Genomic DNA, 18,556 nt, shown 5'->3' with positions numbered 1-18,556 from the left:
CGCTACTGTGCGCTACCCGTCACCCCGGCCTCGTGCCGGGGCCCACCGCACCGCCCGGCGCTGCCGTCAGCGGCTCCAGCCCGAGCCCCACCGCAAGATCGTTCCACGCCAGGTTGTCGCGCTCGATCAGATTCCGTTTCCAGTCGCGGCGATGGCGCTTCAATTGCTTTTCGCGGGCGATGGCGGTTTCCATGTCGTCGTAGGTTTCGACATAGACGAGGCGTTTGATGCCGTACTTCTTCGTGTGGCCATCAAAGGTGCCTTCGCGATGCTGGACGATGCGCGCGAACAGATCGGAGGTGACGCCGACATAGACCGAGCCGTTGTAACCGCTGGCGAGAATGTAGACGCAGGGTTGGCTCTCTGGCTTCATGACGCTTTTCTTTGCGGCGAGGTGGGCCCCGGCACAAGGCCGGGGTGACGGTTGGGCTGGTGGAGAGATGCTGCCCCGCTCCAAACTTACCTAGGCATCACCTCAACCACTTTTCGCAGGCGGCGGGGCACACTGGCACGCGCACCCACAACCGCGCCGGCATTGGCAGGCGCGCGGCGGCATGCAGCAGCACATCGCTGGCGCTGGCGCAGGCGGCGCTGGCGCGGGTGGCACCGGCACCGGCGCTGGTGGCAACACGATGGGCTGGAGCGGATCGCGGGCATGATGGCGATGCTGTGCGGGCGGACGCTTGCAGCAGGGGCAATCATGCTCCTCTGCATCGGCATCGCCAGTGCTGCCCTTTTTCTCCTTGGCTTTCTTCAATACCTCGCGCGCGACGGCACAAAATTGATACGCGCAGCCCATCAATTCTTCGACACGCCGATCCAGAAATGCCTGTTCGGTATGATATCGATGGACGAGCATCGCATCGCGCTGCTTGTCCACCGGTTCGCGCAGCACGGGATAGGTAATCGACTGGTGCAGATCATCGAGTTGCTTCGACATCGCCGCAACTTGCGCGCTCCAGTTCGTATACGCCTTGAAAACATTGCTGCCGTGCCAGTGATCGGCAGGCTGGTTGCGCATCTGTTCGACAAAATTCATCGGAATGCTCAGGTCTTCGCGCAGCATACGTACCAATATGCCCAGCCCGACAATATCGCTCGGCGGCGTGCGCAACCGCTGGGCGAAAACGGTGGAAATGCGATTGGAACACCCCCACACCTGATCACACAACATCTTGATGAATTCAGCGGCACGATCCTTATCGGGTTCAGGAAGCCGATCCCTAACTCCCACGATGCCAATCATGATGCGCGTGCCGAGTCCCAAACCGATCGCCGCGAAGAGCAACTGGAGCCAATCAGGAACATCTCTCCAACTGAAAGACGGCACAACCGAAACGCCGTCGCCCGGCGCAGAAGCTGCGGCATTTGCTGCCACGAGGCAGATCGCCCCGCAAAGACTGGTTGCCCCCATCACCACCCCTGCTCCAACCGCGAATCGATCGGCAAACGTTAGGGGTAATGGTTAACAGGCGTAGAGATTTTGTCCTATCCAAATACTTTACCCGAACCAACTTGATCGACGCGCCTATTTGGTAGGATCGATTTTCGGCGTTTATGAGCAACTCGGTAGCGACCTTAACTGCCCGGCTTGGTTCTCTGGTTTCATAGCATCTGATTTTGCCGCGCGGTGGGCCCCGGCACGAGGCCGGGATGACGAAGGGGGGAGCTGGAACGGCTGGACCGCGCGCCGCTCATCCGCTATATAGTTTCATCTGATACCATCTGCCGCCACGGAGACCCCTGCCATGACGACCGCGACCGCCCCCCTCGCCGACACCGCGACCGACAACCCCATGGGCCTCAACGGCTTCGAATTCGTCGAATTCACCTCGCCCGATCCGGAGGCACTGGCCGATTTGTTCGTCAAGATGGGCTTCACCCATGTGGCCAATCACCGGTCGAAGAATGTCCGGCGCTATGCGCAGGGCGACATCAATTTCCTGCTCAACATGGAAAATGCCGGCCAAGTCGCCGGTTTCCGCGACACCCACGGCCCGTCCGCCAACGCGATGGCGTTTCGTGTCGCGGATGCGGCGAAGGCAGTGAAGCTCGCCACCGAACGCGGTGCGGTCGCGGTCGAGGGCAAGGTCGGCCCAGCCGAGCTCAATATTCCAGCGATCGAAGGCATTGGCGGCGCGAACCTCTATCTCGTTGATCGACGCGGCGACACGACCATCTACGACATTGATTTCGAGCCCGTCCCCGGCGCGACCCCCGATGACAACAGCGTCGGCCTGCACACACTCGATCACCTGACGCATAATCTGATGCGCGGGCGGATGAATTACTGGGCGGATTATTACGAGCGTATCTTCAACTTCCGCGAAATCCGCTTCTTCGACATCGAGGGCAAGGCGACCGCGCTCGTTTCCAAGGCGATGACCGCGCCCGACGACAAGATCCGCATTCCCTTGAACGAAAGCCAGGACGAGCATTCGCAGATCGAGGAATTCATCAAGGATTACAAGGGCGAAGGCATTCAGCATATCGCCATGGCGACCGACGACATCTTCAAGACCGTGGATACACTGCGCGCAAACGGCATCCGTTTTCAGGACACGATCGACACCTATTTCGACCTGATCGACAAGCGCCTGCCCGGCCACGGCCATGACGTGGCGGAAATGCGCAAGCGCAAGATCCTGATCGATGGCTCGCCCGAAACCGGCGGCGGGCTGCTGCTGCAGATCTTCACCGAGAATATGGTCGGCCCGATCTTCTTCGAGATCATCCAGCGCAAGGGCAATGACGGCTTTGGCGAGGGCAATTTCAAGGCGCTGTTCGAGAGCATCGAGCTGGATCAGATCCGGCGCGGTGTTATTCCCGCGATCTAGATCCAAGGTGGTTGATGATGCTGGCTTTGCCCTTTTTGATTGCCTTGACCGCCAGCGATCCTGTCGCGGCTGCATTACCACCCGGCGCATGCCGGTTCGCCGCCTTCAAGCGCGTTGCCGAGGGCGAGTGGCGCGTCGTCCGGACCGCGCGCGAGAGCGATGGCACGTTGGTAACGACCAACCGACCGTTCAAGGCAAGCATTCCCAAGGCTGGCGTGATTGAAATGCGCGATGCCGGGGGCAAGCTGTTCCTGCGCATGACACAGACTGACGCAGGCTATCGCTATGAGGAGCCGGATGTCAGTGGCACTTTTGCCGGGGGCGACATCCGGGTCACGTCCTGCAGCGTGCCCGACGCCAACGGCACCCAGACAATCGTCGAGGTCGGTGCCGAGGCAGGAGGCGACGCCAGCGCGCCAAACCGTGTCGACGATACGCTGACCATCGTCAGCGCTGGAGCCGATTCCGTGACCATGACCGGGAGCCTGCGGCCATTGGGATCGCCGGCACCTTATCGCTGGGCGACCACCATGACGTTGATTAAGACGCGATGACCCGCACCGTCCCGCCGCTGACGATCGGCATGACCGGCTTCGGCAACCACTTCGCGACCGAAGCGATCCCCGGCGCGCTGCCCATCGGGCGCAATTCGCCGCAGAAGCCCCCCTTCGGGCTTTACGCCGAGCAACTCTCCGGCACCGCTTTCACCGCGCCGCGTGCCGAGAACCGTCGGTCATGGCTGTATCGCCTGCGTCCCTCCGCTGCGCATCCTGCCTTCACACGATATGATGGGGCGTCGAATTTCTCCCCCGCGATCCCCGATGCCCCGCTCGCCCCCAACCGGCTGCGGTGGGGGCCGATCGATGCGGTGCCCGGTACCGACTGGCTCGACAGCCTGACGACGATGCTCATCGCGGGGGCGGGACCCCTGAGCCAGACCGGCGTCGCGGTGCACCTCTATGCCTGCGACATCCCGATGAAGAGGCGCGCCTTCGTGACGGGGGATGGCGAACTGGTCATCATCCCGCAGGCGGGCCGTCTCTCACTCCTGACGGAAATGGGCCGTCTCGACGTCGCGCCGGGGCATATCGCGCTCATCCCGCGGGGGGTGCGCTTTCGCGTCGAGCTGCCCGACGGCAACGCGCGCGGCTATGTCGCGGAGAATTACGGCGAACCCTTCCGCCTGCCCGATCTCGGGCCGATCGGCGCCAACGGCCTCGCCAATCCGCGCGATTTCGAAACCCCCGTCGCCTGGTATGAAGATGTCGAGGGCGATTTCGAGCTGGTGCAGAAATTCTCTGGCAGCCTGTGGACGACCAACCTCGGCCGATCGCCGCTGGACGTCGTCGCCTGGCACGGCAACCTTGCCCCGTGCCGCTATGATCTGGCGCGCTTCAACACCATCAACACCGTCAGTTTCGATCATCCCGATCCGTCGATCTTCACCGTGCTGACCAGCCCGAGCGACATCCCCGGTACGGCGAATGTCGATTTCGTGATCTTCCCGCCGCGCTGGATGGTGGCGGAGGATACGTTCCGCCCACCCTGGTTCCACCGCAACGTTATGTCGGAAGCGATGGGGCTGATCACCGGCGCCTATGATGCCAAGGCCGATGGCTTCGTCCCCGGTGCGCTGTCGCTCCACAATCAGATGAGCGGGCACGGCCCCGATGTCGCGAGCTGGGAAGCCGCGAGCAAGGCCGATCTCAAACCCCACAAGATCAATGACACGATGGCGTTTATGATAGAAAGCCGCTGGGTGTTCCAGCCGACCGAGCAGGCGCTCAAATCCGCCACACTCGATCCTGATTACGATGCGGTCTGGGCCGGGTTCCCAAAAGCGCAGCTACCCAAATAATTTTCGCGTCGCTGTCGATTCCGCTCCCCTTCGACCGTCTCCTGGGTACGATCGCGGTAGGCGCGGTCGCCTTAGGGAAGGATAAAGCGATGCAATACCTCATGATGATCGTTGAAGACGAAGCCCATTATGCAGCACCCGGCGCCTTCGAAGCGATTGTCGCCAAGCATATGGCGTTTGGCCAGAAGCATGGCGCGTCGATCGTCGGCGGCAACGGGCTGCAAATGAGCACCACCGCCACGACCGTCCGCACCGAAGGCGGCAGCACGAGCATCCATGACGGCCCATTTGCCGAGAGCCGCGAGCAGCTGGGCGGCTATTATGTGATCGAGGCCGCCGATCTCGACGCCGCGATCGCCATCGCCAAGGATGTCCCGCTCGCAGCCGACGGCGCCATCGAAATTCGGCCAGTCCTCGCCCAGGGTGGTTGATCCGCTCGATCGGGCGGCGCGCGCGGATGGCGGCAAGATTATCGCCGCGCTCGCCGCCCGGTTTCGCAATCTCGATATCGCCGAAGAGGCTTTTGCCGAGGCGTGTGCCCGCGCCGTTGCGGCCTGGGCAAACACGCCCCCGCGCGATCCGGCGGCGTGGCTCTATCGCGTCGCGGAGCGCGTGGCGCTCGACCGGGTGCGTCAGGCCACCGTCCGCACGCGCGTGGTTTTGCCCGAACCAGAGCCCGACCCTACCGCGGAGGAACTGATGCTCGACGCGAGCCCGATCCCCGATGAGCGGCTGAAGCTGATCTTCGTCTGCTGCCACCCGGCAATCCACCCCGAAGCGCGCGCCGCGCTGACGCTGCGGCTGGTCTGCGGCCTCAGCGCCGAGGAGATCGCCCGCGCCTTCCTGATCAGCGAACCGACGCTGGCGCAGCGGCTAGTGCGCGCCAAGCGCAAAATCGCGCTGGCGGGGATTGGCTTTGACGTGCCGGGGCCAGAGGCCTGGGTTGACCGGCTCGATGCCGTGCTGAGCACGATTGAGGTCGCCTATGCCCACGCTCATGCCGATGGCGCGGGCAGCGGGCGGCATGCCGATTATGCGACCGAGATGCTGGGCATCACCGGCACGCTCGCCAAAATGCTGCCGAACGAGGCCGAAGTGCTGGCGCTTGCCGCCATGGTGCGCTTTGCCGAGGCGCGTCGCCCCGCACGAGTCAATCAAGACGGGGTTATGGTGCCGCTGTCCGAACAGGACCCGTCGCTGTGGGATGCCGCATTAATTGCAGAAGGGCGCGGCTATTTCGCGGTCGCTGCCCGGCTCAGTCCCCGCGCGCCGCGCGTCGTGGCGGCGCTGATTCACGCCGAATGGTGCGCCCGCGCATCGCTTGCCGAGCCACCGCCTTGGGCCAATATCCTGACTATCTATGACGCGCTGCTCACCGTGCGCGACGATGCGATTACGCGGCTGAATCGAGCCGTCGCACTTGCCGAGGTCGCCGGCTATGAAGCCGCGCTCGACGCCGTCGATGCGCTTGATGTGCCGGGGCTGGCGCAGTTCCTACCCTATCACGCGGTGCGCGCCGGGTTGCTCTATCGGCTTGGGCTGAACGCAGCAGCAAGGGAGGCATATGACGCGGCAATAGCGCTCGGTCCAGGCGAGGCCGAACGGCGCTGGCTGGCGCAGCGGCGGGCCGAAATCAGCTGAGCCGAGTTACTTCAGCTGCCGCTTCACGCTCGCCAGCGTTGCCTTGCCATAAGGCGGCTTGATGCCCGCAAGCTTGGCCACATCGATCTTGGGCTGCTGGTATACCGCCTTGGCATGGCTGAAGGTCTTGAAGCCGTCTGGTCCATGATAACTGCCCATCCCCGATGGGCCGACCCCACCAAAGGGCAGTTCTTCCATCGAGACATGGAAGACGACGTCGTTGATCGTCACCCCGCCGGAAATCGTCCGGTCAGTCACGCGGGTGCGCTCGGCCACATCGGTGCCGAAATAATAGAGGCCGAGCGGGCGATCCTTCGCGTTCACTTGGGCGATGGCGTCGTCAATGCCGTCATAGCGGCGGATCGGCAGGATCGGCCCGAAAATCTCTTCCTGCATGATCGTCATGTCATCGGTAACGTCAGTGACGATGTGGAGCGGCATTTTCCGCGCGTTGCTGGCACCGAAATCCTCATTAGCCGGATTGACCGTCTCGATCGTCGCGCCCTTTTGGCGGGCATCATCGAGCCAGTCGGTGAGCCGCTGAAAGTGCCGATCATTGACGATCGCGGTATAATCGGGATTGGCGAGGACCGTCGGGTACATCGCGCTGGCGGCCGTTTTTAGCCCCTCGACCACCGCGCGCTCCTGATCTCCGGGCACGATCATGTAATCCGGCGCGAGGCAGATTTGCCCGGCATTGAGCATCTTGCCGAGCGCGACCCGCTCGGTCGTTTGTTTGATATCGGCCGATTTGCCGACGATTACCGGCGATTTGCCGCCCAGTTCCAGCGTGACCGGCACGAGATTGTCGGCCGCTGCATGCAGGATGTGCTTGCCGATGCTGGTCGCGCCGGTGAACAGCAAATGATCAAAGGGCAGCGAGGCAAAGGCCTTGCCGATTTCTGGTCCGCCGGAAAGAAAAGCGAGTTCCTCCAGCGCGAAAAATTTCGGGCAAAGCTCCTCGAACAACGCCGCGGTGGCGGGCGTGAATTCGCTGGTCTTGACCATGGCGCGATTGCCCGCGGCAAAAATGCCAGCGAGCGGGCCCATCACCAGCTGAACCGGGAAGTTCCACGGCGCGATCACGCCGATCACGCCTTTGGGCTGATACTCAACCCACGCCCTTGCGCCCAATAGCCCGAGCGGAAACTGCACCGCCCGTGGATCTCGCCGCGCCCATTTGTCGAGCGATTTGATCGCGTGCCGGATCGGCGCGACCGAGCCGCCAATATCGGTGACCATCGATTGTTCGCGGCTGCGATGGCCGAAATCTTCGCTCAGCGCGTCGCAGAAACGATCGGCATTGTCCGCGATCATCGCGGCGGCGCGGTTCAACCGATCCTTGCGGATTGCGATTGGCACCGGCAGTTCCGCCATGAAGGCGGCGCGCTGTTCGGCCAAGATATCCTGCATCGTCGCCATCGCGATTTCCTTCCGTAAGTTCAGCCGCAGCCAATCAAGCCCGCCACCGGCACGATCACGCTGTCATGCCCTTCGTGATCGACGCGCATCGTTGCGGACGGGATCGCTGCGCCATCAGTCAAATCGCCGCGCGTGACGATTTCCATTTCGATCCGCACCCGGTAATCACCGCCGACATAATCGGTCGCTGAAACAAAGCCGCGCTCGCCTGGCCCGGATTGCCCGACGCGCACCAGATCAATAACGGTGCCACCCGGCGCAAAGCGGATCTGCGCCGGGTCGCTGGTCATCATCGCCACCAGCGCGCGGGTTTGGGTTTTCGACCAGAGAAAGGCCGCGCACCCGCTTGGCGGCAATTCCTGTTGCGGGATCGCGCCGATGGGCAGGCCATCAATCGAGATGGGCAATGGCTTTGCGGCGGTCGATTGCGGCGGGGCCGCAGGGGCGATGCTCGCCATGCCGGCCAGAGTCGCCACGATCAGAAGCTTTTTCATGAAGGCAACATTAGCATGGCGATGGCCGCCGGGTAAGCCGCAACCGCCAGCAGCGCACCGAATGGCAGGCGATCGTCGCGCTGCACGCCGCGCCCGCTGAGCATCCAGAACAGCGCGACGCCTAGCCCGATCATGCCCGCCAGCAGCACCACCACCGGCAGCATCTGCCAGCCCAGCCACAGCCCGATGGCGCCGAGCAATTTGGGGTCGCCGCCGCCCAGCCCTTCCTGCCCGCGATAGGCCCTATATCCCGCTGCGATCGCCCACAGCGCGGCAAAGCCAGCGACACCACCGATCAACCGATCCATCAACGGTGGCGCGATGCCGATGAGCCCCGTCGCGATCCCCACCAGCGCCAACGTGAGCGTCAACCGGTCGGGCAGCCAGAAATCAGTGATATCGAGCGCCGCCAATGCCAGCAGCAGCCAACCGAACAGCGCCACCGCAATAGCTGTCGGCCCTGCGATCAATGCGCCTGCCGAGGCGCCGATGGCCAGCGCCGCCAGCTCGATTTGCCAATGCAGCGGATCAATCGGCGCGGCGCATTGGCGGCAGCGGCCGCGCATCGCCAGCGCGCTGAGCAGCGGCACCAGATCGACGGGCCCAAGCACCGCATCGCATGCATCGCAGTGCGAGCGCCCGGCCAGCACCGATCGATCCTGTGGCCAGCGGATGACCAGCGCGGCGATGAAGCTGCCAAGGATCGCGCCCAGCAGTCCCAACAGGCCTGCCCATTCCCATGCGGGCAGCGCTGATAAGGAGGCGGCGAGTTGATCCACGCGCCGTCGATAGGCGATTTGTATTCCGCCCGCCACGGGCCTAAATCGCGGCCAACCCAGTCATTCCAGCGGAGCTTTCCCTATGGCCACCGATCCAGTCGTCATCGTCTCTTACGCCCGCACGCCAATGGGCAGTTTCCAGGGGGCTTTGTCGGGCGCATCGGCAACCGAGCTTGGCGCGGCGGCAGTCGGTAGTGCGGTCGAGCGCGCAGGGCTGTCGGGCGCGGCAATCGAGCGGATCTATATGGGCTGCGTGCTGCCCGCCGGTTTGGGCCAGGCCCCTGCCCGCCAGGCGGCGCTCAAGGCTGGGCTGCCCGATCATATCGAGGCGACCACGGTCAACAAGATGTGCGGCAGCGGCATGCAGGCGGCGATCATGGCGGCGGATGCGCTGGCGGCGGGCTCAGTCGATTTGCTGATTGCAGGCGGTATGGAGAGCATGACCAATGCGCCCTATCTGTCGATGAAGCACCGCCAAGGCGCGCGGATCGGGCATGATGTACTGAAGGATCACATGTATCTCGACGGGCTCGAGGATGCCTATGAACCCGGCAAGCTGATGGGCAATTTCGCCGAGGATACCGCTGCTGCATACCAGTTCACCCGCGAGCAGCAGGATGACTATGCGATTGCGTCGCTGACGCGCGCGCAGAAGGCGCAGGATTCGGGCGCGTTTGACCGCGAAATTACGCCGGTCGAGATTGCCGGACGCAAAGGCAATGTCACGGTCGACAAGGATGAGCAGCCCCTTAAGGGCGATCCCGCCAAGATCCCAACCCTCAAGCCCGCTTTCTCGAAGGACGGCACGGTTACCGCCGCCAACGCCTCGTCGATCTCGGACGGGGCGGCCGCTTTGGTGATGACGCGGCTATCGGTGGCGGAAAAGCTGGGGCTCACCCCCATCGCGCGGATCGTCGCAACGGCGGGCCATGCCCATGCCCCTTCCCTGTTCACCACCGCGCCGGTCTTCGCGATGCGCAAGGCGATGGAAAAGGCCGGCTGGACCGCGAGCGACATCGACTTGTTCGAGGTCAACGAGGCCTTTGCCGTCGTCGCGATGATCGCGATGCGCGACCTGGGGTTATCGCATGACGTGATCAACATCCACGGCGGCGCCTGCGCGCTCGGCCACCCGATCGGCGCCAGCGGCGCACGGATCATGGCAACGTTGATTTCGGCGCTGCAAACGACGGGCGGGAAACGGGGGATGGCCTCGCTGTGTATCGGTGGTGGCGAGGCGACGGCGGTGGCGGTGGAGATGCTGCGCTAGCTACGGAAGCAGAGATCGTAGCCGTCCGGGTCACGTAGCGATAGCTCGCGCGGACCATGCGGCGACGTGCGGGGCGGCTCCAGCGCCATTCCCTTTGCAGTCAGTTCGGCATAGACGGCATCCGCATCGGCGCAGCCCAGCGATAGGCTGACATCGCTATGCCCTGCCCAGCGAGCGGCATCGGGCACTGGTGGCCGCTCGTTCGAATCATAAGCCGTATTGAGCATCAGTTCTACCGCACCATTGCGCAGCCAGCACCAGTGGAAGAAGCGCCCCTCGGTCGTTTCGACCTCAGGGGAATGCTGATAAACCTCGAAGCCCAGCATATCGCGATAGAAATGGATCGATGTCGGCATATCGAACACTTGTAGCAGCGGTATTGCTCCAGTCATGAAAGGCATATGTAGCTCCGATACTTTGGCGGCGATACCACCATACCTGTTACCGCAACGCCCCCGCCACCAGCTTGTGCAGCTTGTTATGCAGCGCATCGTTCGCCGCCAAAAACTCGTTGCGCTCCATCATCTTGTCGCCGCCGCGGAAATCGGTGACGTAGCCGCCCGCCTCTTTCACCAACAGAATTCCCGCCGCGACGTCCCAGCGGCTGAGGCTCGATTCCCAGTATCCGTCGAAGCGCCCCGCCGCGACCCAGGCCAGATCGAGCGCCGCCGAGCCCAACCGCCGGATGCCCGCCACCCCCGGCGCGACCGCGCCGAAGATGCGGGTCCATTGCGCAAAATCGCCATGGCCGAGGAAGGGGATGCCCGTGGCGATCAGCGATTCCGACAGGTCGTTGCGCGCCGATACGCGCAGTCGCTGGTCGGTCAGCCAAGCGCCGCGCCCGCGTTCAGCCCAAAAGCTTTCGTCGGTCAGCGGCTGATAGACCAAGGCCGATACCGTATCCCAGCGGCCATCGGGGCGGGGTTCCTCGACCGCGATCGAGATCGCGAAATGCGGGATGCCGTGGAGGAAATTGGTCGTGCCATCAAGCGGATCGACGACCCAGCGCGGTTTGTTGGGATCACCCGCAATCTCGCCGCGCTCCTCCATGATGAACGCCCAGTCGGGGCGGGCATGGCTCAGCTCTTCATAGATCGTCTGTTCGGCACGCTTGTCGGCCATCGACACGAAATCGGCCGGCCCTTTACGGCTGACCTGGAGCTGCTGAACCTCGTTAAAGTCACGCCGCAAGCGTGGCGCTGCCTTGCGCGCGGCGCGTTCCATGACGGTGAGAAGGCCGGAGTGGGAAACCATTTTTATCTCCTCCCCTCCCGCTTGCGGGAGGGGTTGGGGGTGGGCGTGTCCGCCAGCGGTGTGTGGGAGGAAGGGGTAGCCCCACCCCTAGCCCCTCCCGCAAGCGGGAGGGGAATTCAGTCAGCCCGCTTTACGTAAGTCTGCTCGTACACATCGACCACGATCCGCGTGCCAGCACCAATGTGCGGCGGGACCATTACGCGCACGCCGTTTTCGAGCAGCGCGGGCTTGTAAGAGGACGAGGCGGTCTGCCCCTTCACCACCGCATCGGCCTCGACGATCAACGCCTCGATCGTGTCGGGGAGCTGCACCGAAATCGGCCGTTCGTCGTAAAGCTCCATCACCACGTCCATCCCGTCCTGCAGGAAGGCCGCCGCATCGCCCAGGATCCCCGCGTCGAGGGTGATCTGGTCATAGGTCTGCTTGTCCATGAAGGTCAGCATGTCGCCGTCCCTGAACAGGAACTGGAAATCGGTGGTGTCGAGCCGTACGCGCTCAACCGTTTCAGCCGAACGGAAGCGGACATTGTTTTTGCGCCCGTCGATCAGGTTTTTCATCTCGACCTGCATATAGGCGCCGCCCTTGCCGGGCTGGGTGTGCTGGATTTTCACCGCTTTCCAGATGCCGCCTTCATATTCGATGATATTGCCGGGGCGAATGTCGACGCCGCTGATCTTCATGGGTGTGCCTGTGATGTTGAAAGAGCGAAGGGGACGCCCTTAGCGGCCATGTGCGGTTCCGGCAAGCTGGTGGGCGGGGCAAGCACGCGGCGTGCCCGGTCAGGGATATTGCTGGCGAGCGTGGATGACGGCGAGGATGGTTATCGTTGCAGCCCCTACCGCATAGACGATGATGTAGTTGGGGTGCACCACGGCCTCGCGAGTCCCCGGAACACGGCCCGGTCGATGCGCATAGGGATGATTGGGCAAACGCTCGGCTGCGTCTTCGATCAATATCCGGATTCGCTCGGCCGACGCAAATTTCGATCGCCGATATAGTCGGTGATCAGATCGAGATCGTCGAGACCTCTATTCCTCCAGCTGACGCGCAGCACGCTTGGCTTCCATCTTGCGCTTTATGAACGCCATAGCTTCATCATGCGGGATACACGGCTCCTTGCTGTCGAGCGCCGCCTGCACCTTGGCGCGGAACCAAGCGTCATAGGCCTCCGCCTCTTCAGTGGTGGCGAATTCGGACTCGATGGGCGACAATTTGCTCATGTCGTCCCTATAACAAAAAACAGCGTGCGCCGCTACCGGGCGAGCACCGCGGCAAAGGCCTTGACCGCCGCTTCCTCGTCCCCGCCCCACACCGCTTGCGAGACGGCCAGGAAATCAGCGCCAGCCTCGACCAACGGGCGACCATTGGCAGGCGTAATCCCGCCGATGGCGACGCAGGGAATTTCGAACATTGTCGACCACCAGCTGAGCAGCACCGGCTCGGCATGGTGCTCGACCTGTTTGGTGGTGGTGGGAAAGTAGCTGCCGAACGCGACATAATCCGCGCCGCGCTCACCCGCCTCCATCGCGAGGTGGCGGCTGGCGTGGCAGGTCACGCCGATCTGCGCGCCAGGCCCCAGCTCAGCGCGCGCCTCACGCGGGTCACCATCGCCCTGCCCCAGATGCACGCCGTCCGCACCCAGCCGCTTGGCGAGCGCGATGCTGTCATTGATGATGAAAGCAACGTCATGCTCCGCGCAGATTTTCTGCAGCGGCTCGGCAAGCGCAGCGGCCGCATGCTGGTCAATGTCCTTCGCGCGGAACTGGAAGGCGGCGACGGGCCCTGCCCCCAACGCACGCCGCAAGCGATCCGGGAAGCCACCGCTCACATCGAGCGGCGAAATCAGGTAGAGCTGGCAGGCGGGCCGACGGTCATCGCGTTTGAACTGCGCGGCGAAATCGGGGTCGAGCGGGCCAAGGGGATCGTCTTCGTCTATCATGACGCAGGCCCTACTATAGCCAGCAGGAAACCGTCCCATTTTTTTGCGCCGACCGTTTGCACTGCGGTGGCGGTCAGTCGGGGTTCTTGGCTTACCATGTCGAACAGCGCGCGCGTGCCGATAATGCGCGGGTCATCGCTCGTGGCATCAAGCACCCCGCCCTCGCGCACGACATTGTCGACGATGATGGTTGTCCCTGGGCGTGACAACGCCAATGCAGCGTTCATATAGCCGACATTTGAAGGCTTGTCGGCGTCGATGAAAACCAGGTCGAACGGCCCCTCGCCCGCGGCGATCATTTGGTCCAGCGTCTCCAGCGCCGCGCCGGTGCGGACATCGACCATTGCCGCCAACTCCGCTGCAGCGATATTGGCGCGGGCGATATCGGCATGATGCGGATCAATTTCGAGCGACACTAGTCGCCCGCCGTCAGGCAGGGCCCTGGCAAGGCAGATGGTCGAATAGCCGCCAAGCGTGCCGATCTCCAGGATTCGCCTCGCCCCCGCCATCCGCGCCAGTACATGCAGCATGCGGCCCTGCGCGGGCGATACGTCGATATCGGGCAGCCCGGCGGCGGCATTGGCAGCGAGCGTGGCCGCCAGCACTGCATCCGCGCCGAGCAGCTTGTCGCTGATATAGCTGTCGACCGCCGTCCAAGCAGGGTCCGGCTCGGCGGTCCGCTCGACCATTTATTCCTCGTTTTTGTAGATCGCGACCAGCTTGCCGAGCATCGCCAGTGCGTCGCCGCGGGGGCGCTGGAAGGTGTTGCGGCCGATAATCGACCCGTTGCCGCCGCCGTCACGAATGTCGCGCGCGTCCTGATAGACCGCGTCCTCACCCTTGGCGGCACCGCCCGAGAAGACGACGATACGGCGACCGTTGAAACAGGCATCGGTAACATGCGCGACCCGATCGGCCTGTTTCGACCAATCCTTGCCCTCATACGCCTTTTTCGCGTCTGCTTGCTCGATATGGTCGCTGGGCAGCTTCACCTTGATGATATGGGCGCCCATCAACGCGGCGATATGCGCAGCATAGGCACCGACATCGAGCGCGAGTTCGCCACTCTTGGGCAATTTGCCGCCGCGCGGATAGGACCAGAGCACGGTCGGCAAGCCAACCGATTTGGCCTCGGCAGACAGCTCTTTAATCTCCTCCATCATGTCGAAGACATCGTCCGAACCCGGATAGATGGTGAAGCCGATCGCCGCACAGCCAAGCCGCAGTGCATCCTCAACGCCGCCCGTCAGCGCCTGATTGGCAGCCCCTGCCCAGCTGTTCGAGCTGTTGCATTTCAGGATCGTCGGGATCTGGCCGGCAAATGTGTCCGCCCCCGCTTCGAGCATGCCGAGTGGCGCTGCATAAGCCGAAAGCCCAGCGTCAATCGCCAGTTGATAATGATAATGCGGATCATAGCCCGCCGGATTGACGGCAAAGCTCCGCGCGGGGCCGTGTTCGAAACCCTGGTCGACCGGCAGGATAATCAGCTTACCCGTACCACCAAGATGACCTTGCATCAGGATTCGCGCGAGATTGGATTTCACACCGGGATTGTCAGACTCGTAATTGGCAAGAATAGCCTTCACGGTCGGCGTCATCGATGTTCCCCCTTGTTTGCATCACCAAGCCCCTGCGGCTGTTAGCGGCGCGGCAACAAAGGGGCAACGCCCCAAAAGCGGAAAAAAACAATGGTCTTTAGGCGGGTTCCGCCGCCATTTTGGCGTCTTCGTTGACGGCACGGCGCTCTGCGGTCTTTTCAGCGCGGCTCGCCATCTCATCCCATGCCTTGGCAGCGCGCAAATAGCGGTCGCGAACATTGTCGAGCGTTGCCGTGGCAGCATCGGCGGCAGCCTGCGTCGTTGCCGCCGTCTTCCGGTGCGATGAAGCCATAGCCCTTGTCGGCGTTGAAAAATTTCACGGTGCCAATCGGCATAGTCGTAGTTCCTTGAGTAGATCCGGCGGCACGTTTCAATCATGCAAGCCGGTTGGGGCCGATATAAAGAAGACGGCGCATCGCCCGGCCCCGGCCGATGCGCCGAAGCGGATTACCCGGCCAGCGGCTTCACTGGCGCCTTGCGAAAACGATAAAGCCCGTGGCGCGTCGCGATTTGCGCCGCATAGCCGCGGGCCAAAGCCGCATGGGCCGCACGGGCATTGCGCCCGTTCGCGCGCTGGGCATTAACGAGCGAAATCTGCTCGCGCCGAAAAAGATAATTGAGGTCCAAAGGCGCCGCTCCAACTGGGCTTGTTACGGGAGCGCGCAGGTCTCTCAGTCACGGGAGAAAAAGAAGGGGTACTCGAGTGATGCGGAGGCAATAGCACAGTTGGCGGGATTTGTCGCATCAATAGTCATATGAATAATGGCAATGCCACTGATCAGTGCTTCAACGCCGCCACGCCGGGGAGTTGCTTGCCCTCCATCCATTCCAGAAACGCGCCGCCGGCGGTCGAAACGAAGCTGAAATCATCCGCCACACCTGCCTGATTAAGGGCCGCCACGGTATCCCCCCCGCCTGCGACCGAGACGAGCGACCCATCCTTGGTCAGGGCGGCTGCCGTTTTCGCCAGCGCCACCGTTGCAGTATCGAAGGGCGGCGTCTCGAACGCGCCGAGCGGGCCATTCCAGACCAGGGTTCGGCAGGTCTTGAGCACATCGGCAAGCGCTTCGGTCGCAGCAGGGCCGATATCAAGGATCATCTCATCGGCAGCAACTTCGTGGACGTTGCAGGTCCGCAGACTCGGCGGGTTGGCCGCGAACTCTTTTGATACAACAACATCATAGGGCAGATGAATCGTGCAATGCGCGCGGTCGGCGGCGGTAAAAATCCCCTCGACCGTCGCGATCAGATCATGTTCGCACAGCGACTTGGCGACATCGACGCCGCGCGCCGCGAGAAAAGTATTGGCCATGCCACCGCCGATGATGAGGTGATCTACCTTATCGACCAGATGCGTCAGCACATCGAGCTTGCTGGACACCTTGGCCCCGCCGACCACCGCCGCAACAGGGTGGTCAGCGTTGCCAAGTGCCTTTTCCAGCGCATCAAGTTCTGCCTCCATCGCGCGCCCGGCAAAGGCGGGCAGGACATGTGCCAGTCCCTCGGTTGATGCATGGGCGCGGTGCGCCGCTGAAAAGGCATCGTTCACATAAAGATCGCCCAGCGCGGCGAAGCGCGCGACAGTCGCGGGATCATTTTTTTCCTCACCGCCAAAGAAGCGAGTATTCTCAAGCACGGCGATATCGCCCGGCTGCAGCGCGGCGACGGCGGCGGCATCGCCTTCCCAATCGATGTAGTTGACCGGGCGGCCAAGCACAGCGGCATAGGCCGGCCTGACCCGCGCAAGCGAAGTGTCGGCGCTCGGCACCTTTGGACGACCGAAATGGGAAAGGACCAGGACGATCGCCCCGCGATCTGCCAGCTCGGTTACCGTAGGCAGGGTCGCGCGCAGCCGGGTGTCGTCGGTCACCCGATCACCCTCCATCGGCACGTTCAAATCCTCGCGCACCAGCACGCGCTTGCCGGTGATATCGCCCATGTCATCCAGCGTGCGGAACGGTTTCACGCTATTGTCTCCATCACTTGATCGACCATGATCACATCGCCAACCGCAATCACCCCGCCGGACAGCACGCGCGTGCAAACGCCACCGCGCCAATCCTGCTTTAGCGCCGCCTGAAGCCCGGGCTCGATCGCATCCATCCGCTGGCAGGGATCGCATTCGACCATCACCATCAGCCGGACCTCGCCAATCCGCAGCACCGTCCCTGCAACCTGTGGCAGATCGAGCCCGTCGACCAATATGTTTGCCCGCCGCGCCGACCAGGGATGGCTTACCCCGAGCTCGGCCATTGCCGAGTCCCAGTCCTGTCGCTCGACCAGCGTGACCTGCCGCCGGTTGCGGCCGCCAGGCTTGAAGCGCCCCTTGCAGTCCCCCTCCACCCCGAATTCCGGGGTGATCGTCGCGCGCTCAATCTCTTCCATCGGCGCGCGCGGAGAAGCGTGACGGGCAATGCCCGCAACGATGCCCTGACCGCGCGCTCCCATGGCAATCAGAGGAACGCCGCCATGGCCTTCGCCGTATCGACCATGCGGTTCGAGAAGCCCCATTCATTGTCGTACCAGCTGACAACCCGAACCAGCTTGCCGTCGATGACAGCAGTTTCCAGGCTGTCGACGGTCGAGGATGCCTGATCGTGCATCAGGTCGATCGAAACGAGCGGTTCGTCGGTATAGGCAAGGATGCCCTTGAGCGGTCCGCTTTCGGATGCCGCCTTGAGGATCGCGTTGACCTCGTCCTTGGTGGTGTCGCGCTTGGGCGTGAAGGTCAGATCGATCAAGGAAACGTCCGGCACCGGCACGCGGATCGCCGAACCGTCGAGCTTGCCCTTCAACTCAGGCAGCACTTCGCCAACAGCGCGAGCAGCGCCCGTCGTCGTCGGGATGATCGACATGGCGGCGGCGCGTGCGCGGCGCGGGTCGCTATGGACCTGATCGAGGATCTTCTGGTCGTTTGTGTACGCATGGACCGTGGTCATCAGCCCGCGTTCGATCCCGATCGCATCGTTGAGCACCTTGGCGACCGGGGCAAGGCAATTGGTGGTGCACGAGGCGTTGGAGACGATTACGTGATCCGCGGTCAGCATGTCGTGGTTGACGCCGAACACAACGGTCAGATCGACGCCCTTACCCGGTGCCGAAATGAGCACTTTCTTTGCGCCCGCATCGAGATGCTTCTGGCAGCTCGCACGATCTGTGAAAAAGCCGGTGCATTCCAGCACTAGATCAACGCCCAATTCCTTGTGCGGCAAATTGGCGGGGTCGCGCTCGGCGGTCACGCGGATGCGCTTGCCGTCAACGACTAGGTCATTGCCCTCAGCCGAAACCGATCCCGGATACTTGCCGTGGACGCTGTCGCGCGAGAACAGCCAGGCATTGTCCTTGGCATCGGCGAGATCGTTGATCGACACCAGTTCAAGCCCAGTATTGCACTGTTCAAGCATTGCGCGTGCGACCAGGCGACCGATGCGCCCGAACCCGTTGATCGCCACCTTGACCGTCAT

Annotated in this window: 24 protein-coding genes and 1 pseudogene; 7 read left to right on the top strand and 18 right to left on the bottom strand. The window is 63.0% G+C overall.

The window, feature by feature from the left end; all coding sequences use genetic code 11:
- Positions 1-19: 19 nt before the first annotated feature.
- Positions 20-373: a GIY-YIG nuclease family protein gene (locus B7Y43_RS05980; protein WP_374130708.1), complete on the bottom strand. Its 354-nt coding sequence runs from the start codon at positions 371-373 to the stop codon at positions 20-22.
- Between the two features lie 282 nt (positions 374-655).
- Between B7Y43_RS05980 and B7Y43_RS05975 the strand changes: the two genes are divergently transcribed.
- The 6 genes from B7Y43_RS05975 (at position 656) to B7Y43_RS05950 (ending at position 6,336) form a co-directional block, all read left to right on the top strand.
- Complete coding sequence (locus B7Y43_RS05975) at positions 656-1,456, top strand: hypothetical protein (RefSeq protein ID WP_374130707.1); 801 nt, start codon at positions 656-658, stop codon at positions 1,454-1,456.
- Positions 1,457-1,748: 292 nt separating this feature from the next.
- A complete protein-coding gene (gene hppD / locus B7Y43_RS05970; RefSeq protein WP_374130706.1) occupies positions 1,749-2,837 on the top strand; it encodes a 4-hydroxyphenylpyruvate dioxygenase family protein in 1,089 nt (362 codons plus the stop codon).
- 14 nt (positions 2,838-2,851) lie between these two features.
- A complete protein-coding gene (locus tag B7Y43_RS05965) occupies positions 2,852-3,391 on the top strand; it encodes a hypothetical protein (RefSeq protein ID WP_374130705.1) in 540 nt (179 codons plus the stop codon).
- On the top strand, positions 3,388-4,695 hold the full coding sequence (gene hmgA, locus B7Y43_RS05960) for a homogentisate 1,2-dioxygenase (protein WP_374130704.1): 1,308 nt from the start codon (positions 3,388-3,390) through the stop codon (positions 4,693-4,695). The genes B7Y43_RS05965 and hmgA overlap by 4 nt, the downstream gene beginning before the upstream one ends.
- A gap of 89 nt (positions 4,696-4,784) precedes the next feature.
- The gene (locus B7Y43_RS05955; RefSeq protein WP_374130703.1) at positions 4,785-5,126 is read left to right on the top strand and encodes a YciI family protein; all 342 of its coding nucleotides are present in this window, start codon (positions 4,785-4,787) and stop codon (positions 5,124-5,126) included.
- A complete protein-coding gene (locus tag B7Y43_RS05950; RefSeq protein ID WP_374130702.1) occupies positions 5,119-6,336 on the top strand; it encodes an RNA polymerase sigma factor in 1,218 nt (405 codons plus the stop codon). The genes B7Y43_RS05955 and B7Y43_RS05950 overlap by 8 nt, the downstream gene beginning before the upstream one ends.
- Before the next feature lie 6 nt (positions 6,337-6,342).
- On the opposite strand, the gene B7Y43_RS05945 is transcribed toward B7Y43_RS05950, so the two are convergent.
- From B7Y43_RS05945 to B7Y43_RS05935, 3 genes are read right to left on the bottom strand one after another with little or no spacing between them, the layout of a single operon-like run.
- Positions 6,343-7,749: a coniferyl aldehyde dehydrogenase gene (locus B7Y43_RS05945; protein WP_374130832.1), complete on the bottom strand. Its 1,407-nt coding sequence runs from the start codon at positions 7,747-7,749 to the stop codon at positions 6,343-6,345.
- 29 nt (positions 7,750-7,778) lie between these two features.
- Complete coding sequence (locus B7Y43_RS05940; RefSeq protein ID WP_374130701.1) at positions 7,779-8,252, bottom strand: hypothetical protein; 474 nt, start codon at positions 8,250-8,252, stop codon at positions 7,779-7,781.
- On the bottom strand, positions 8,249-9,001 hold the full coding sequence (locus B7Y43_RS05935; protein WP_374130831.1) for an A24 family peptidase: 753 nt from the start codon (positions 8,999-9,001) through the stop codon (positions 8,249-8,251). The genes B7Y43_RS05940 and B7Y43_RS05935 overlap by 4 nt, the downstream gene beginning before the upstream one ends.
- A gap of 112 nt (positions 9,002-9,113) precedes the next feature.
- On the opposite strand from B7Y43_RS05935, the gene B7Y43_RS05930 reads away from it, so the two are divergent.
- Positions 9,114-10,301, top strand: coding sequence for an acetyl-CoA C-acyltransferase (locus B7Y43_RS05930; RefSeq protein WP_374130700.1), 1,188 nt, complete (start codon positions 9,114-9,116; stop codon positions 10,299-10,301).
- Here B7Y43_RS05930 and B7Y43_RS05925 read toward each other — a convergent pair.
- From B7Y43_RS05925 to gap, 14 genes and pseudogenes are all read right to left on the bottom strand, one after another.
- The gene (locus B7Y43_RS05925) at positions 10,298-10,702 is read right to left on the bottom strand and encodes a VOC family protein (protein WP_374130699.1); all 405 of its coding nucleotides are present in this window, start codon (positions 10,700-10,702) and stop codon (positions 10,298-10,300) included. The genes B7Y43_RS05930 and B7Y43_RS05925 overlap by 4 nt on opposite strands.
- 40 nt (positions 10,703-10,742) lie before the next feature.
- Positions 10,743-11,555 carry an inositol monophosphatase family protein gene (locus B7Y43_RS05920; protein WP_374130698.1) on the bottom strand — a complete coding sequence of 271 codons (813 nt, stop codon included), beginning with the start codon at positions 11,553-11,555 and terminating at the stop codon, positions 10,743-10,745.
- A gap of 116 nt (positions 11,556-11,671) precedes the next feature.
- The gene (gene efp, locus B7Y43_RS05915) at positions 11,672-12,235 is read right to left on the bottom strand and encodes an elongation factor P (RefSeq protein ID WP_374130697.1); all 564 of its coding nucleotides are present in this window, start codon (positions 12,233-12,235) and stop codon (positions 11,672-11,674) included.
- A gap of 99 nt (positions 12,236-12,334) precedes the next feature.
- Positions 12,335-12,508, bottom strand: coding sequence for a type II toxin-antitoxin system RelE/ParE family toxin (locus tag B7Y43_RS05910; RefSeq protein WP_374130696.1), 174 nt, complete (start codon positions 12,506-12,508; stop codon positions 12,335-12,337).
- A gap of 75 nt (positions 12,509-12,583) precedes the next feature.
- Positions 12,584-12,775 carry a stability determinant gene (locus B7Y43_RS05905; protein WP_374130695.1) on the bottom strand — a complete coding sequence of 64 codons (192 nt, stop codon included), beginning with the start codon at positions 12,773-12,775 and terminating at the stop codon, positions 12,584-12,586.
- 32 nt (positions 12,776-12,807) lie between these two features.
- A complete protein-coding gene (gene thiE / locus B7Y43_RS05900; RefSeq protein WP_374130694.1) occupies positions 12,808-13,494 on the bottom strand; it encodes a thiamine phosphate synthase in 687 nt (228 codons plus the stop codon).
- Positions 13,491-14,183, bottom strand: a complete 693-nt coding sequence (locus tag B7Y43_RS05895) for an O-methyltransferase (RefSeq protein ID WP_374130693.1) — start codon at positions 14,181-14,183, stop codon at positions 13,491-13,493. Before B7Y43_RS05895 ends, thiE begins: the two co-directional genes overlap by 4 nt.
- A complete protein-coding gene (locus tag B7Y43_RS05890; protein WP_374130692.1) occupies positions 14,184-15,092 on the bottom strand; it encodes a class I fructose-bisphosphate aldolase in 909 nt (302 codons plus the stop codon). It lies immediately after the preceding gene.
- Positions 15,093-15,189: 97 nt separating this feature from the next.
- Complete coding sequence (locus B7Y43_RS05885) at positions 15,190-15,384, bottom strand: hypothetical protein (protein WP_374130691.1); 195 nt, start codon at positions 15,382-15,384, stop codon at positions 15,190-15,192.
- Positions 15,347-15,427 (bottom strand): annotated as a pseudogene (locus B7Y43_RS05880) (cold-shock protein); the annotation flags it as partial. The pseudogene B7Y43_RS05880 and the gene B7Y43_RS05885, both read right to left, overlap by 38 nt.
- Before the next feature lie 112 nt (positions 15,428-15,539).
- Positions 15,540-15,719, bottom strand: coding sequence for a hypothetical protein (locus tag B7Y43_RS05875; RefSeq protein ID WP_374130690.1), 180 nt, complete (start codon positions 15,717-15,719; stop codon positions 15,540-15,542).
- 151 nt (positions 15,720-15,870) lie between these two features.
- Complete coding sequence (gene pgk / locus B7Y43_RS05870; protein WP_374130830.1) at positions 15,871-17,031, bottom strand: phosphoglycerate kinase; 1,161 nt, start codon at positions 17,029-17,031, stop codon at positions 15,871-15,873.
- A 23-nt stretch (positions 17,032-17,054) separates the two neighbouring features.
- Complete coding sequence (locus B7Y43_RS05865; protein ID WP_374130689.1) at positions 17,055-17,540, bottom strand: MOSC domain-containing protein; 486 nt, start codon at positions 17,538-17,540, stop codon at positions 17,055-17,057.
- Positions 17,541-17,545: 5 nt separating this feature from the next.
- Entirely contained in the window at positions 17,546-18,556 is a 1,011-nt protein-coding gene (gap, locus tag B7Y43_RS05860; RefSeq protein WP_374130688.1) for a type I glyceraldehyde-3-phosphate dehydrogenase, read from the bottom strand.

Source organism: Sphingomonas sp. 28-62-20, assembly GCF_002281505.1.
The sequence above is the reverse complement of the archived record's forward strand: the minus strand, read 5'-3'. Positions and strand labels throughout refer to the sequence as shown.